Origin of the sequence: Bradyrhizobium tropiciagri (assembly GCF_018130545.1) — a bacterium.
GTDB lineage: Bacteria > Pseudomonadota > Alphaproteobacteria > Rhizobiales > Xanthobacteraceae > Bradyrhizobium > Bradyrhizobium tropiciagri_A.
This window is the reverse complement of record NZ_JAFCKF010000004.1, coordinates 197,501-211,558: the sequence shown is the minus strand read 5'-3', so window position 1 is coordinate 211,558 and position 14,058 is coordinate 197,501. Positions and strand designations below refer to the sequence as shown.

Genomic DNA, 14,058 nt, shown 5'->3' with positions numbered 1-14,058 from the left:
TGTACGGAAGCAAAGACGTGGATGGCCGGGTCAAGCCCGGCCATGACGGAGGAAAGACCTTTCGCAAGGAATTCCCCCATGAAACTCACCTTCTCTCCCGCCTCCCCGTTCGCCCGCAAGGTGCGCATCGCCGCGATCGAGCTTGGCCTGATCGACAAGATCGAGTTCGTGCCGGCAACCGTTGCACCCGGCACGGCCAACGACGAATATTCCAAGATCTCGCCGCTGAAGAAGCTGCCGGTGCTGATCCTCGACCATGGCGACGTGATCCTGGATTCCTACGTCATAGTCGAATATCTCAACGAGATCGGCGGCGGCCGGCTGATCCCGGGCTATGGCCCGCGGCGCTGGCAGCTGAAGACCGATCACTCGCTGCTCAACGGCATGCTCGATTCCATGCTGCTGTGCCGCTACGAGAAGATGGTGCGGCCGCAGGGCTCGCTGTGGCAGGCCTGGTATGACGATCATTGGAACCGGGCCTGGGCCGGCATGGCGCGGTTCGAGAACCGGCCCGACGTGCTGAACGGCTCGTCGTTCGACATCGCACAGATCGGCCTCGTCTGCGTGCTCGGCTATGCCGATTTCCGCTTCGCCGATTGCGGCTGGCGCAAGGCCTATCCGAAGCTCGACGCGTTCTACCAGAAAATGCTGGAGCGGCCGTCAGTGAAGATCTCGGTGCCGCCTGCGGCTTAGCGGAGGAAGCCGGGGAGATGACGATGCGCGATCGCTTCCCCCGCCTCTCACGTCTCGGCGCGAGCCTCGCGCTCGCGTTGACGGCCTCGATCACCAATCTGAGGGCCGACGATATGACAACTCAACAAAAACAGCCCTGCGGATCGCCGGCTGCGCTCGACGACGGTTGGGTGATTGCCTCGCCTGACAGCGTCGGCATGGATGGCGAGCGGCTGTGCGGCATCGCCGCGCGGCTCAGCCTGCGCAGCACCGAGGTGCATTCGGTTGTCGTGGCACGTCACGGCAAACTGGTGTTCGAGCAGTATTTTGCCGGCCTCGACCAGCCCTGGGGACAACCAGAAGGCCGCACCGATTTCACGGCGACCACCAAGCACGACATGCGATCGGCAACCAAGAGCGTGACGGCGCTCTTGCTCGGCATCGCCATCGACCGCAAGCTGATCGCCAGCGCCATTGAGCCGGTGGTGAAATTCTTCCCCGAGCACCAGTCCGTGAAATCAGCCGGCTGGGACGAGATCACGCTGCACCATCTGCTGACGATGTCGTCAGGCATCCAATGGGACGAGACGCTGCCCTGGAACGATCCGAACAACGACGAACCGCATCTCGCCTTCGATGACGATCCAATCGGCTATGTGCTGAGCAAGCCGATCATAGCCCCGCCGGACACGCTGTGGACCTACAATGGCGGCGGCACCGATCTGCTCGGCAACATCATCGAGCAGGTCTCCGGCAAATCGCTCGAGGCATTCGCGCGCGAAGTGCTGTTCGGACCACTCGGCATCACCGATTTCGAATGGAAGACCTACAAGAACGGCAAGATCGCTGCCGCGTCCGGGCTCAGGCTGCGGCCGCGCGATGCCACGAAGATCGGCCAGCTCGTGCTCGACCACGGGCGATGGCAGGAGCAGCAGGTCGTCCCCGCTTTATGGATGGACCAGTCGATCATGCCGCACTTCCAGGCGGTCGGCTATTTCGGCGGCACGCTGTTCTATGGCCATCAATGGTGGATCGGGCGATCCCTTGCCGCGGGGAAGGAAGTGAAGTGGGCCGGCGCCTTCGGCTGGGGCGGCCAACGCATCATCGCCGTTCCCGATCTCGACCTTGTGATGGTGACGACGGCAGCCCAGTATGGTCAACCCAAGGAAGGCCTTGCGGCGATGGATATCCTGACCAACATCGTCATTCCCGCCGTGCGCGACGCACACTGACCTGATCCAAGGAATCACCATGAGCCTGAAGTTTTCAGCTGGCGATCTCACCATCCATCGCATCGTCGAGGAGGAAGGCAAGTTCCTGCCCGCGCACGACATGCTGCCCGGACTGACCCCCGAAGTGCTCGCCGAGAACCGCGGCTGGATGAAGGCCGCCGGCGCGCTCGACGACAGCGACACGCTGATCCTGGCGTTCCAGTCCTACATCGTGAAGACGCCGCACCACACCATCCTGATCGACAGCTGCATCGGCAATCACAAGCCGCGGCCGGGGCGGCCGACCTGGAACATGAAGACCGACGACAATTACCTGCGCGGCCTCGCGGCGGCGGGCTTCTCTGTCGGCGACATCGACTATGTGATGTGCACGCATCTGCATGTCGACCATGTCGGCTGGAACACACGGCTCGAGAACGGCCGCTGGGTCCCGACCTTCCCGAACGCGCGCTACGTGTTCGACAAGAGCGAGTTCGACTACTGGACCGAGACCAATGCCAAGGCGGAGGTCCCGCCCTTCGTCGACAGCGTGCTGCCGGTGGTCGAGGCCAGGCGGGCCGAGCTCGTCGGCAACGATTTTGCGATCGACGACCACATGCGGATCCTGCCGACGCCCGGCCACACCCCGGGCCATATCGCCTTCACCTTCGGCCGCGGCAAGGATGACGCGGTGTTTGCCGGCGATCTGATGCACTCGCCGATCCAGACGCATTATCCGGAGCTGTCGCCGAAATTCGATGTCGACCCGGTGCAAGCGGCGAAGACGCGGCGCAGCTTCCTGGAGCGCTATTGCGACACCGACACGTTGTGCTGCACCGCGCATTTCCCCTCGCCGACGGTCGGCAAGATCAGGCGGAAGGGCAACGGGTTCGTGTGCGAGACGGTGAAGTAGAAGCTTGCTCGCTTCACCCTTCCCTGGAGGGGTCGAGCCGTAGGGTGGGCAAAGCGAAGCGTGCCCACCTTCAAGCGCACGGTGCCAGAAGGGTGGGCACGTTCGCTTTCGCTCCCTTTGCCCACCCTACGCTTTCGCAACCTGCGCCGCTCAATCGAACAAGCTTGGCGTGTGGTTCACCACCGCACCTTCGATCTCAAGCATCTTCAGCTTGGTCACCACGCCACCATTGGCCGAGAAGCCGCCCGGCTTGTTGCCTGCCGCCAGCACGCGGTGGCAGGGCACCACGATCGGGCACGGATTGCGGCCCAATGCCTGGCCGACATCGCGCGACAGTTCGACGCCGCCGAGCTGCTTGGCGATGTCGCCATAGGTCACGGTCTTGCCCGGCGGAATCTTCCGCGCGATGTCGTAGACGCCGCGGTTGAACGCGGGCACGCCGTCGAGATCGAGCACGATGTCGGCGAGGTCATTCGGCTTGCCGGCCAACAGTTCGATCATGCCGTCGATCGCGTGCTGCACCTCGGCCGGCGGAGCCGCCTCGGTGACGTCGCCATTGCGCTGGGCAATCCGCTTGCGGGTCTTCTCCTCGGTGCCCATCGGCAGCTGCACGCCGGTGAGGCCGTGCTCGCCCCAGACGACACCGCAGGCGCCGATCATGGTCTCGAAGATTGCAAAATGCTGGCCGGTCATGGCTCGCTCCAGATGTTCCCTGATATCGTTGCTTCAGCTCACGGGTGAGCCTGCTGTTGATCTGAAATCTAGGCTTGGAGAATGTTGCTATCCACCCGAATTCCGTGGGAACTTGGGCTAAATCAACAACATCCCTGCCCTCTGCGAGCCCCCAATGCATAGCCTCCACGTCAACGGTTTCGACATGCCCTATCTCGATATTGGTCAAGGGCCGCCGCTGGTCTGCGTGCATGGCTCGCTGTGCGATTTCCGGATCTGGTCGGCGGTGCTCGGGCCGCTGACCCGGGCACATCGGGTGATCGCGGTCAGCCTGCGGCATTTCTTCCCGGCGCATTGGGATGGCGTCGGCGACACCTATTCGATCGCCCAGCATGTCGACGATGTAATCGCCTTCATCGAGAGATTCGACACCAGACCGGTCGACCTGATGGGGCATTCCCGCGGCGGCCATATCTGTTTTCGCGTTGCGCAGCGACGGCCGGACCTGCTGCGCAAGCTGATCCTCGCCGAACCCGGCGGCGAACTCGACGGCACGCTCGATCCCGATTTCAAGCCGGGCCCTTCGCCGCTGGCCGCGCGGATCGCGGCTTCCGCCGAGGTGATCGCCAAGGGTGACGTCGACGGCGGCCTGCAGATCTTCATCGACGCGCTCGAAGGCCCCGGCGCCTGGAAGCGGATTCCGGCAACCTCCAAGCAGCTGTTGCGCGACAACGCGACCACGCTGATCGGCCAGACCCGCGACCAGCGGCCGCCGTTCTCGAAGGCGGACGCCGAGGCGATCAAGACACCGACATTGTTCATCGGTGGTGCCAACACCAAAGGCATGCTGCCGAAGGTGCTGCACGCGCTTGCCGCCAATGTGCAGGGTTCGCGCACCGAGATGATCCCGGGCACCACGCACCCGATGTTCGAGCAGGCCCCGCAGCGCTACTGCGAGATCGTGCTGGAGTTTCTGGCGGCGTAACAGGTCCACCTCTCCCCTTGTGGGAGAGGCATAGGCCGCCTAGCGGCGACCGTCCTCAAGAACGCTGAAGCGAAGCTTCAGCTATGTCGCATCGACAGATGCGATCCGGGTGAGGGGCCTGTCTCCGCGGAGAGAGAGAACCCCTCACCCGGCGCGATGCCGCTGCGCTCTATCGCGCCACCCTCTCCCACAAGGGGAGAGGGTGCACCACCAGTGCGGCAAGATTTTCGATCACACCTTCCACGCGCCGACCGGCTGGCGCACGGCAACGTTCAACCGGTTCCAGACGTTGATCGCCGCAATACCCAGCACGAGCGACGCAAGTTGCTGCTCGTCGAAATGCTTGGCGGCCTCGTCCCATACCGCATCCGTCACCGGATCCTCGCGGTCGCTGAGCCGGGTCACCGCTTCGGTCAGCGCCAGCGCGGCGCGCTCGGCGTCGGTGAAATACGGCGCGTCGCGCCAGGCGCCGACCGCGAACAGCCGCTCGTCGGTCTCGCCGGCGCGGCGGGCGAGTTTTGGGTGCATATCGACGCAGACGCTGCAGCCATTGATCTGGCTGGCCCGCAGATGGACCAGTTCGAGCAGCTTTTCCGGCAGCGCCGGCTTGGTGCTCTCGCTGAGCGCCTGCAGCGCCTTCATGGCATCGGGAACAACCATCACCGGATGGTTCATGCGGGCTTTCATCATCTCACTCTCCTGATTTGCCTTTTGACGCCGCCGTGCCGATCTGTTGTCACATCGGCCCAGTTTCGTTCGTCATGGGCATGACGGAGCGCACCAAGGGAATGTGACCGATGGACGAGAAGAAATTTTTGGCGGAGCAGTTCGAGGCCAACCGACCGCGCCTGCGGGCGGTGGCCTATCGCATGCTGGGTTCGACCGCCGAGGTCGACGACGCCGTGCAGGAAACCTGGCTCCGGCTTGGCCGCACCGACACGGCTGCGGTCGACAATCTCGGGGGATGGCTGACCACGGTGATCGCGCGGATCTGCCTCGACATGCTGCGCGCGCGCAAATCGCGCCGCGAGGAGCCGATCGGTCCGCACGTGCCGGAGCCGATCGCGGACAATCCGTCCGAGCGCGAGTCCGAGATGGCGGACTCGGTCGGTGCCGCGCTGCTCGTGGTGCTGGAAACGCTGGCGCCGGCCGAGCGACTGGCGTTTGTGCTGCATGATATGTTCGCGGTGCCGTTCGAGGAGATCGCGCCGATCGTCGGGCGCACGCCCGCCGCCGCGCGGCAACTCGCCAGCCGGGCGCGGCGCCGTGTGCAGGGCACGCCGCCCGTGCCGGATGCCGATCTCAGCCGGCAGCGCGGCATCGTCGAGGCGTTCCTTGCGGCGTCCCGCAATGGCGATTTCGAAGGCCTGCTTGCGGTGCTGGCGCCGGACGTCGTGGTGCGCGCCGATCAGGCCGCGCAGCGGCTCGGCTCGCTGCCGGTGATCCGCGGCGCCGCAGCGGTTGCCGAAAGCTTCAAGGGACGCGCGCAGGCGGCGAAGCCGGCGCTGGTCGACGGCGAGATCGGCGTTGCCGTCATCCTCGGCGGCAAGCTGCGCGTCGTGCTCCGAGTCACGATCGCAGGCGACAGGATCGCGGCGATCGATGCGACCGCCGAGCCCGCAGAGATCGAAACATTGGATGTCGAGGTGCTCGATCACACCTGACGCGGCTGGAGGCAGACAAGTCGTGATGCTAGTCTCTCCCTGCATTCTATGCAGGGAGGACAATCATGAAACTATCCATCAAATTGCTCGCGTCGGCCGGCCTGCTGGCCCTCGTCTCGTCCTCCGCCCTTGCCGCCGCCGATGAGAAGCTGCGTGCGGCCGCCGAGCAGGCCCAGCCTGCCGTGATCGAGAGCCTGCACGACATGGTGCTGATCGAGTCAGGCTCCAGCGATGTCGAGGGCCTGAAGAAGATGGCCGACTACACCGAAGCGCGGCTGAAGGCGCTCGGCGCCAAGACCGAACGGCGCAAGACCACGAAGGGCGCCGGCGCCGACATGGTGATCGGCACCTTCGAAGGCACCGGCAGCAAGAAGCTGATGCTGATCGCGCACATGGATACGGTCTATGAGCACGGCATCCTCGACACCCAGCCCTACAAGGTCGACGGCAACAGGATCTACGGACCCGGCATCGCCGACGACAAGGGCGGCATCGCCGTCATCCTGCATTCGCTGAAGATCCTCAACGACGCCGGCTGGCGCGACTACGCAAGACTCACCGTCTCGTTCAATCCGGATGAAGAGGTCGGCTCGATCGGCTCCGGCGAGATCATCGCCGAGCTTGCCGACCAGCACGACGTGGTGCTGTCCTGCGAGCCGACGGTGGCGCCGCCGGTGGCCAAGAATGAAGGCCTGCTGCTCGGCGCCAGCGGCACTGCGACCGGCACGCTGGATGTCAAAGGCAAAGCCTCGCACGCCGGGGCCGCGCCGCAGCTCGGCCGTAACGCGCTGCTCGAGCTCGCGCATCAATTGCTGCAGACCCAGGACGTCGCGAAATCGATTCCGGGCACGCAGCTGAACTGGACCACCGCGAAGGCCGGCACCGTGCGCAACCAGATTCCCGATCACGCCAGCGCCGGCGCCGACATCCGCCTCACCATTCCGGACGGCGTGCAAAAGCTGCAAGCGGCACTCGACGAGAAGGTCAAGAACAAGCTGATCCCGGACACCGAAGTGAGCGTGAAGGTCGTCGCCGGCCGTCCGCCCTTTGTCGCTGACGATCGCGGCCGCGCGCTCGCGAAGCAGGGACAGGCGATCTATGCCGAGCTCGGTCGCACGCTCGACATTGCGGAGATCACCGGCGGCGCCACCGACGCCGGCTACGCCGCGCGCAGCGGCAAGGCGGTCGTGGTCGAAAGCTTCGGCCTCGCCGGCTGGGGCTATCACGCCCGCGACGAATACATCGACACCAACTCGATCGTGCCGCGGCTCTATCTGATGACACGCATCCTGATGGAGCTGGGCAAGGCGAAGTAGCGGAGCGCGAGCGCACAACGGCATCGCGTTGAGACAACCCCTCTCCGCCGACCGTCACTTGCGGGGAGGCGCGCTGCCAAAATATCGAAAACAACCCCATGCACAGTAGCCGGTGCTCGACGTGCGACCGGCACCTTGACGCATCGCTGAGCGATTGATGCTGGCTGATCAACGGACCCGATGCGAACGCCGGACGCGGTCAAATCTCAGAAAAACGTCGAACCATCAATTGCTTATCTCCATCGCGAATTGAAGCCTTGACCACTCGCACAACCGGCAGTAGCCTATTTTCGAATACGGAATTCCGTATTCCAAACTGGACTGATGGCATGATCCCGTTGGACCCGCTTCCGAACCTCATCGACCAGGTCTATGGGCGATTGCTCGAAGCGATCATCGATCGCTCGCTGCTGCCCGGCCAGCGCATCACCCAGAACGAGCTTGCCGAAAAGCTCGGTGTCTCCCGACAGCCGATTTCGCACGCGCTGCATCTGTTGCATCGCCAGGGTCTCGTCGCCGAGAGCGGCAAGCGCGGCTTCGAGGTGACGCAGCTCGATCCGCAGCGCATCCGCGAGCTCTATGAAGTCCGCGGCGCCATCGATGCGCTGGCGGCACGGCTTGCGGCCGGCCGGGTCAGGGAAGATTCCGCGGCACGCGCGCAGCTCGAGGCCGCGCTCGAAGCCGGACGCGCGATCGACAACCACGCGCCGCTGGCGTGCCTGATCGCGCTCGACGTCGACTTCCACAGCGCGATCTATCGCCTAGCCGGCAATTCCGCGATCGAGGAGATGATCACGCCGCAATGGCCGCATATGCGCCGCTCGATGGCGACCGTGCTCGCCGAGCTCGATTACCGCGACAGCGCCTGGACCGAGCACGAAACCATCGCCGCGCATATTTTCTCCGGCAATGCCGCTGCCGCCGAGGCCGCCGCGCTGGCGCATGCGCAGACGGCGGGGCGGATGACCGAAGAGAAGCTGAAGGCCATCGACGTGGCGGCGTGAACCGGAACGTCACGGCGCCGCAAGAACGAAGACCAATAATCAAAGGAGGAAGCACCATGAAACTGACCCAAGAGCAGATCGAATTTTTCCATCGCGAGGGCTGGCTGTTCCTGCCCGAGCTGTTCAGCCAGGAAGAGGTCGATTTCCTCGCCCGCGAGGCGGTCTCGATCTATGACGCCAACCGCCCCGAGGTGTGGCGCGAGAAGAGCGGTGCGCCGCGCACCGCCTTCGCCGCGCATCTCTACAACGAGGCGTTCGGCACCCTCGGCGCCCATCCGCGCATGATCGACCCGATCGAGCAGCTGTTCGGCGAGAAGGTCTACATGCATCAGTTCAAGATCAACGCCAAGGCGGCCTTCACCGGCGACGTCTGGCAATGGCACCAGGATTACGGCACCTGGAAGCGCGACGACGGTATGCCGGAGCCGCGCGCGATGAACATCGCGATCTTCCTCGACGAGGTGATGCCGATCAATGGCCCCCTGATGCTGGTGCCGCAGAGCCAGACCGCTGGAGACCTCAAGGCCTCGCACGATCTCGAAACCACGTCCTACCCACTGTGGACGCTGGATGAGGAGACGGTGACCCGCCTCGTGAAGCAGGGCGGCATCGTCGCGCCGACCGGCAAGCCCGGCGGCATGCTGATGTTCCACGGCAATCTGGTGCACGGATCGAGCGGCAACATCACGCCCTACCCGCGCAAGATCGTGTACCTGACGCTGAACGCGGTCTCGAACTACATCCGCACCCCGACGCGCCCCGACTACATCGCGCACCGCGACTTCACGCCGATCCAGACGGTCCCCGACGACGCGCTGCTGCGGCTGGCCCGTGCGCCGCGGCAGGCGGCGGAGTAAACCACAAGCCTGTCATTCCGGGGCGATGCGAAGCGTCGAGCCCGGAATCCATTTGACCGCACGGTTCGCAGTACAATGGATTCTCAGATGTGCAATGCACATCGTAGCTCTCGCTTCGCGAGCCCACAGGTGCGCAATTGCGCACCGGGAATGACGATTCCTGATATTTGTCGTCGTCCCAGATCGATCCCTTCGACCGTACCATTGGTAACCAGCACATGAACCTGCATCACCTCCTCAAAACCCGCGCCGCCGCCGGCAAGCCGGTGCGTGTCGTCCTGATCGGCGCCGGAAAATTCGGCTCGATGTTCCTGTCGCAGGTGCCGCATACGCCGGGGCTCGAGGTGCCCGTGATCGTCGATCTCGACCGCGACCGCGCGCGCGAGGCGTGCCGGACGGTCGGCTGGGACGATGCGCGGATCAGTGCGACCACCTTCACCGATGACGGCGCGCGCGCGATCGCCGGCGGCGCGTTCGATGTCGTGGTGGAAGCGACCGGCAATCCGGCGGTCGGCATCCGCCATGCCCGCGCAGCGATCGCGGCCGGCAAGCATGTCGTGATGGTCAATGTCGAGGCCGATGTGCTGGCGGGCCCGCTGCTCGCCGAGGAAGCGCGCAAGGCCGGCGTGGTCTATTCGCTCGCCTATGGCGACCAGCCGGCGCTGACCGCGGAGATGGTCGATTGGGCGCGCGCGACAGGCTTTCGCGTTGTCGCCGCCGGCAAGGGCACGAAGTACCTGCCAGCCTATCACGACGTGACGCCGGAAGGCGTGTGGCAGCATTACGGGTTGACCGCCGGCGAGGCGCAATCCGCCGGCATGAACCCGCAGATGTTCAACTCCTTCCTCGACGGCACCAAATCCGCAATCGAAATGGCCGCGATCGCCAATGCCTGCACGCTCGACGTGCCGTCGGAGGGGTTGCTGTTTCCGCCCTGCGGCGTCGACGATCTGCCACACGTGATGCGACCGCGCGACAAAGGCGGCGTGCTGGAGAAATCCGGCATCGTCGAGGTGGTATCGTCGCTGGAGCGCGATGGCCGTCCGGTGTTTCGCGATCTGCGCTGGGGCGTCTATGTGGTGCTGGAGGCGCCGAACGATTATGCGGCCGATTGCTTCAAGCAATACGGCCTCAAGACCGACGCGTCCGGCCGCTATGCGGCGATGTACAAGCCGTATCACCTGATCGGACTCGAGCTGAATATTTCCGTGCTGTCGGCGGCACTGCGCAACGAGCCGACCGGGCAGCCGCGCGGCTTCCGCGGCGACGTCGCATCGGTCGCCAAGCGCAACCTGCGTGCCGGCGAGATGCTCGACGGCGAAGGCGGCTACACGGTGTGGGGCAAACTGATGCCCGCCGCCGCCAGCCTCACCGCCGGTGCGCTGCCGATCGGGCTCGCCCATCGCGTCAAGCTGAAGAACGACGTCGCCCATGGTGCTGTCGTGCGCTGGAGCGATGTCGAGGTCGACGAGAGCAACGACACCATCAAGACGCGCAAGACGATGGAAGCCGCGTTTTCGCGGTGACCTCCCTGTCGTAGGCCCGGACGAAGCGGCTTCCTTCACCTCTCCCCGCGCTTTTGCGGGGAGAAGCGCAGGCCGCCTTTGGCGGTCGTTCTCAAGAACGCCGAAGCTGAGCTTCGGCTATGTCGCATCGAAGATGCGATCCGGGTGAGGGGCGAGGCACGCCGCCTAACAAGCGGCAAGGTGCTCGCCGGATGGATGCCCCTCACCCCGCCCTCTCCCCGTAAGCACGGGGCGAGGGGGACGAGAGAGCGCCGGCTGAATAACTACGGCAACAGCCGGCTCGCCTTCGCCAGCTTGAACCACTTCCGGAACATCACCTCGGTATCCATCATCTCGGTGAAGCCGGCCTGGTTGATCTTCACCGTCGATACGATCGACGGCGGACCGGATTCGGTCTGCCCGTAGCGCATGCTGTAATCGGCGTATTGGAACGAGAGGCCGACGAACTCCTCGAGGCCGGGCGCGATCAGATCGTGCTTCCTGCGCAATTCGTCCCACGTCGCGATCCACTTTGGATATTCCTGCGCCAGCGACAGCGGCACGTGCTTGCCCGGCGTCATCTCGAGCGCATCAGCGACCGCCGGCCAGATATTCTCCCAGGTGAAGACGTCGCCATTGGTGACATTGAAGGCTTCATTGCGCGCGGTCCCGGCCTCGCCAGACCAGGCGATCGCACGCGCCAACAGGTCGACGTCGACGGCCTGAGCGACGCGCGGCGCGCCGCCGGGATAATCCAGCGGCCTGCCCTGCGCACGCTGGACTGCCGCATAGACGCCGAGCGGCGGGATCAGATCCATCGCGCCGCCCATGGCTTCGCCGATGATCAGGACCGGACGCAGGATGCTCCAGTGCCAGCTTTTGCCGCGTTGCAGCTCGCGCAGGAAATTCTCCTGCGCCCAGTAGAAATTCGGCTGCTCATACATTTCCGAGCGGCCCTCGCGCGCCGGCACGGTGAGTGGCCGGACGTGCACGCCATAGGCCTTGGTGCCTTGCAGCAGTGCGACATGCTTGAGATCGGGTGCGACGGGTTCGAGCACGCCCATCAAATTGCGCAGCATCCGGTCGTTGGTTTCGATCTGCCCGGCATCGCGCCAGCCGTCGACCAGGCTGGGCGCTTCATAGAGCGCGGCATAGATCAGATGCGTTGCACCGCTGATTTCGGCCGCAGCGCGGCGGCAATCCTCGGCATTGGCGAGATCGATCGGCACGTGCCGCGCGCCGTAGAGCTCGCGCGGCTTGCGGCGCGACAGCGCGATGCGCTCACTATCGCCGGATGCGCCGAAGTGTCGCAAGGCGGCGTTGCCCACGAGGCCGGTCGCGCCGGCGACCACGACTTTCTTGTTGGCCATGTCCTTGAACTCCCATCAACTCACCTGCCTTGCGTAGCAGATCACAACAGGGCCGACAGGTATCAGATGAGACCGGGGGCGCCGATTCCCCTTCGCAACTGCAACGAAGGCAGCCGCTTGATTTCCGTCTGCAATCAATCATCCTGACCCGTGGAACCGAAAGCTCGGATTTCCACACAAGAGCCCGTCGAGGGCCACCGGACACATTCATCACAGCAACGTCGATCGATCGGCGAAGAAAGACGGCACCAAGATCGTTCCCTTGTCGAGGCATCGGCACAGAGGAGGGAATTGCATGAAGCGTCGTGATTTCTTGAAGGCAGGCGGCGTCGGGCTGGCTGCAACGGCCGTGGCTGCGCCCGCGGTCGCGCAATCGATGCCGGAGGTCCGGTGGCGGCTCGCGGCGAGCTGGCCGAAGGCGCTCGACACGCTCTATGGCGGCTGTGAATTCTTCTGCAAGCGCGTCGCCGAGATCACCGACAACCGATTCCAGATCCAGTCCTTTGCCGCCGGCGAGATCGTCCCCGGCTTGCAGGTGCTCGACGCCGTCTCCAACGGCACCGTCGAGATGGGCAACACCGCGCTGTATTATTACTGGGGCAAGAATCCGGCCTTCACCTTCGGCACGTCGCTGCCGTTCGGCCTCAACACGCGCCAGCACATTTCCTGGCTGCAATGGGGCGGCGGCAGCGAGCTGATCAACGACCTGCTCAAGGAATTCAACTGCGTCGGCATTCCGACCGGCTCGACCGGAGCCCAGATGGGCGGCTGGTTCCGGAAGGAGATCAAGTCGATGGCGGATCTGCAGGGGCTGAAATTCCGCGTCGGCGGCTTCGCCGGCACCATCATCGCCAAGGTCGGCGGCGTGCCGCAGCAGATCGCCGGCGGTGACATCTATCCGGCGCTGGAGAAAGGCACCATCGACGCCGCGGAATGGGTCGGGCCGTATGACGATGAGAAGCTCGGCTTCGTCAAGGTCGCGAAGTTCTACTACTACCCCGGCTGGTGGGAAGGCACCGGCCAGGGTCACAATGTGATGAACAAGGACAAGTGGAACGCGCTGCCGAAGCATTATCAAGCTGCGATCCAGGCTGCGTCCGAAGACACCTTCACCTGGGTCACCGGCAAATATGATGCGGTCAATCCGCCGGCGCTGAAGCGCCTGATCGTCGCCGGCGCGCAACTGCGGCCGTTCCCGCAGGAGGTGCTGGAGGCCTGCTACAACGCCGCCAACGAGATCTATGCCGATCTCGCCAAGAGCAATCCGCATTTCGGCAAGATGTATGCGAGCCTCTCCGCCTATCGCAACGAATCGCTGGCCTGGATGCAGGTCGCCGAACTCTCGTTCGACAGCTTCATGATGCGGATGCGCACGCGGACCTGAGTCGCTGGCATTCCCTGACAACAAAAAAAGCCCCGGAGAATTTCCCCGGGGCTGATTTTTGATTCAAGCCTGGTTCGGCTTGCGGCTCAGTTGTCGTCGCTGCCGCCGAACTCTTCCATCAGCTTGTCGTAGCTCTTGGTGACGATATCGATGTTGCCCTTGTTCTCGACCGCGGGCGGCGGCGATTTCAGGGCCTCGTTGAGGTCGGCGAGCGCGTCTTTCTTGTCCTTGGCCGACATTTTCTTGTCGGCCTGGACCTGGGCGATCTGCGCCTTCACCACGGCCTCGGGACCGACATACTTCTTGGTCTGCGGATCGAAGCCGCCGAGCACCAGCGAGATGTTGTCGACCACGCTGTTGTACTCGTCATAGCTGGCGAAGCCGTTCTTCTTGGCGATCGCCTCGAGCTGGGCGACGACCTTCGCATCCGGCTTGGCGTCCGGCGAGAGCTTGGCGGTGATCGGATCCATCTCCTTGGCCGCGGCGATCGCACCGTCGATCTGCT

Annotated in this window: 14 protein-coding genes (1 of these 14 running past the window's edge); 10 read left to right on the top strand and 4 right to left on the bottom strand. The window is 64.4% G+C overall.

What is annotated here, in order from left to right; translation table 11 throughout:
• The first annotated feature begins 78 nt into the window (after positions 1 to 78).
• From JQ616_RS18635 to JQ616_RS18625, 3 genes are read left to right on the top strand one after another with little or no spacing between them, the layout of a single operon-like run.
• Complete coding sequence (locus JQ616_RS18635) at positions 79 to 693, top strand: glutathione S-transferase family protein (protein ID WP_212016718.1); 615 nt, start codon at positions 79 to 81, stop codon at positions 691 to 693.
• A gap of 23 nt (positions 694 to 716) precedes the next feature.
• Positions 717 to 1,904 (top strand): serine hydrolase domain-containing protein, encoded by a 1,188-nt coding sequence (locus JQ616_RS18630; protein ID WP_212016716.1) that lies wholly within the window; start codon positions 717 to 719, stop codon positions 1,902 to 1,904.
• A gap of 19 nt (positions 1,905 to 1,923) precedes the next feature.
• A complete protein-coding gene (locus JQ616_RS18625) occupies positions 1,924 to 2,796 on the top strand; it encodes an MBL fold metallo-hydrolase (RefSeq protein WP_212016715.1) in 873 nt (290 codons plus the stop codon).
• A 150-nt stretch (positions 2,797 to 2,946) separates the two neighbouring features.
• Here the strand turns inward: JQ616_RS18625 and JQ616_RS18620 are convergent, their stop codons facing one another.
• Positions 2,947 to 3,489, bottom strand: a complete 543-nt coding sequence (locus tag JQ616_RS18620) for a methylated-DNA--[protein]-cysteine S-methyltransferase (protein ID WP_212016713.1) — start codon at positions 3,487 to 3,489, stop codon at positions 2,947 to 2,949.
• 154 nt (positions 3,490 to 3,643) lie between these two features.
• Between JQ616_RS18620 and JQ616_RS18615 the strand changes: the two genes are divergently transcribed.
• Positions 3,644 to 4,453, top strand: a complete 810-nt coding sequence (locus tag JQ616_RS18615; protein ID WP_212016711.1) for an alpha/beta fold hydrolase — start codon at positions 3,644 to 3,646, stop codon at positions 4,451 to 4,453.
• A gap of 231 nt (positions 4,454 to 4,684) precedes the next feature.
• Here JQ616_RS18615 and JQ616_RS18610 read toward each other — a convergent pair whose 3' ends face one another.
• Positions 4,685 to 5,140, bottom strand: coding sequence for a carboxymuconolactone decarboxylase family protein (locus tag JQ616_RS18610; RefSeq protein WP_212017833.1), 456 nt, complete (start codon positions 5,138 to 5,140; stop codon positions 4,685 to 4,687).
• A 110-nt stretch (positions 5,141 to 5,250) separates the two neighbouring features.
• Between JQ616_RS18610 and JQ616_RS18605 the strand changes: the two genes are divergently transcribed.
• The 5 genes from JQ616_RS18605 to JQ616_RS18585 all read left to right on the top strand — a co-directional run bounded on the left by JQ616_RS18605 (position 5,251) and on the right by JQ616_RS18585 (position 10,820).
• Positions 5,251 to 6,117, top strand: a complete 867-nt coding sequence (locus JQ616_RS18605; RefSeq protein WP_212016709.1) for a sigma-70 family RNA polymerase sigma factor — start codon at positions 5,251 to 5,253, stop codon at positions 6,115 to 6,117.
• Positions 6,118 to 6,182: 65 nt separating this feature from the next.
• Positions 6,183 to 7,433: a M20/M25/M40 family metallo-hydrolase gene (locus tag JQ616_RS18600; RefSeq protein ID WP_212016708.1), complete on the top strand. Its 1,251-nt coding sequence runs from the start codon at positions 6,183 to 6,185 to the stop codon at positions 7,431 to 7,433.
• A 329-nt stretch (positions 7,434 to 7,762) separates the two neighbouring features.
• Positions 7,763 to 8,437, top strand: coding sequence for a GntR family transcriptional regulator (locus JQ616_RS18595; RefSeq protein ID WP_212016706.1), 675 nt, complete (start codon positions 7,763 to 7,765; stop codon positions 8,435 to 8,437).
• A gap of 56 nt (positions 8,438 to 8,493) precedes the next feature.
• Positions 8,494 to 9,294 (top strand): phytanoyl-CoA dioxygenase family protein, encoded by an 801-nt coding sequence (locus JQ616_RS18590; RefSeq protein ID WP_212016704.1) that lies wholly within the window; start codon positions 8,494 to 8,496, stop codon positions 9,292 to 9,294.
• 218 nt (positions 9,295 to 9,512) lie between these two features.
• Entirely contained in the window at positions 9,513 to 10,820 is a 1,308-nt protein-coding gene (locus JQ616_RS18585) for an NAD(P)H-dependent oxidoreductase (RefSeq protein ID WP_212016702.1), read from the top strand.
• 263 nt (positions 10,821 to 11,083) lie between these two features.
• Here the strand turns inward: JQ616_RS18585 and JQ616_RS18580 are convergent, their stop codons facing one another.
• The gene (locus tag JQ616_RS18580; protein ID WP_212016700.1) at positions 11,084 to 12,169 is read right to left on the bottom strand and encodes an NAD-dependent epimerase/dehydratase family protein; all 1,086 of its coding nucleotides are present in this window, start codon (positions 12,167 to 12,169) and stop codon (positions 11,084 to 11,086) included.
• A gap of 295 nt (positions 12,170 to 12,464) precedes the next feature.
• Between JQ616_RS18580 and JQ616_RS18575 the strand changes: the two genes are divergently transcribed.
• Positions 12,465 to 13,553, top strand: a complete 1,089-nt coding sequence (locus JQ616_RS18575) for a TRAP transporter substrate-binding protein (protein ID WP_212016698.1) — start codon at positions 12,465 to 12,467, stop codon at positions 13,551 to 13,553.
• 86 nt (positions 13,554 to 13,639) lie between these two features.
• Here JQ616_RS18575 and JQ616_RS18570 read toward each other — a convergent pair whose 3' ends face one another.
• Positions 13,640 to 14,058 carry the 3' portion of a hypothetical protein gene (locus JQ616_RS18570; RefSeq protein ID WP_212016696.1) on the bottom strand. It continues 190 nt past the right edge of the window, so only the last 419 of its 609 coding nucleotides appear in the window; the start codon falls outside the window, past its right edge; the stop codon is at positions 13,640 to 13,642.

What these genes read in the sequence shown, in the direction of transcription:
- JQ616_RS18600 (WP_212016708.1), top strand. Translation starts at nt 6,183, where the DNA reads ATGAAACTATCCATCAAATTGCTCGCGTCGGCCGGCCTGCTGGCCCTC.
- JQ616_RS18610 (WP_212017833.1), bottom strand. Translation starts at nt 5,140, where the DNA reads ATGAAAGCCCGCATGAACCATCCGGTGATGGTTGTTCCCGATGCCATG.
- JQ616_RS18585 (WP_212016702.1), top strand. Translation starts at nt 9,513, where the DNA reads ATGAACCTGCATCACCTCCTCAAAACCCGCGCCGCCGCCGGCAAGCCG.
- JQ616_RS18590 (WP_212016704.1), top strand. Translation starts at nt 8,494, where the DNA reads ATGAAACTGACCCAAGAGCAGATCGAATTTTTCCATCGCGAGGGCTGG.
- JQ616_RS18575 (WP_212016698.1), top strand. Translation starts at nt 12,465, where the DNA reads ATGAAGCGTCGTGATTTCTTGAAGGCAGGCGGCGTCGGGCTGGCTGCA.
- JQ616_RS18595 (WP_212016706.1), top strand. Translation starts at nt 7,763, where the DNA reads ATGATCCCGTTGGACCCGCTTCCGAACCTCATCGACCAGGTCTATGGG.
- JQ616_RS18615 (WP_212016711.1), top strand. Translation starts at nt 3,644, where the DNA reads ATGCATAGCCTCCACGTCAACGGTTTCGACATGCCCTATCTCGATATT.
- JQ616_RS18625 (WP_212016715.1), top strand. Translation starts at nt 1,924, where the DNA reads ATGAGCCTGAAGTTTTCAGCTGGCGATCTCACCATCCATCGCATCGTC.
- JQ616_RS18580 (WP_212016700.1), bottom strand. Translation starts at nt 12,169, where the DNA reads ATGGCCAACAAGAAAGTCGTGGTCGCCGGCGCGACCGGCCTCGTGGGC.
- JQ616_RS18635 (WP_212016718.1), top strand. Translation starts at nt 79, where the DNA reads ATGAAACTCACCTTCTCTCCCGCCTCCCCGTTCGCCCGCAAGGTGCGC.
- JQ616_RS18605 (WP_212016709.1), top strand. Translation starts at nt 5,251, where the DNA reads ATGGACGAGAAGAAATTTTTGGCGGAGCAGTTCGAGGCCAACCGACCG.
- JQ616_RS18620 (WP_212016713.1), bottom strand. Translation starts at nt 3,489, where the DNA reads ATGACCGGCCAGCATTTTGCAATCTTCGAGACCATGATCGGCGCCTGC.
- JQ616_RS18630 (WP_212016716.1), top strand. Translation starts at nt 717, where the DNA reads ATGCGCGATCGCTTCCCCCGCCTCTCACGTCTCGGCGCGAGCCTCGCG.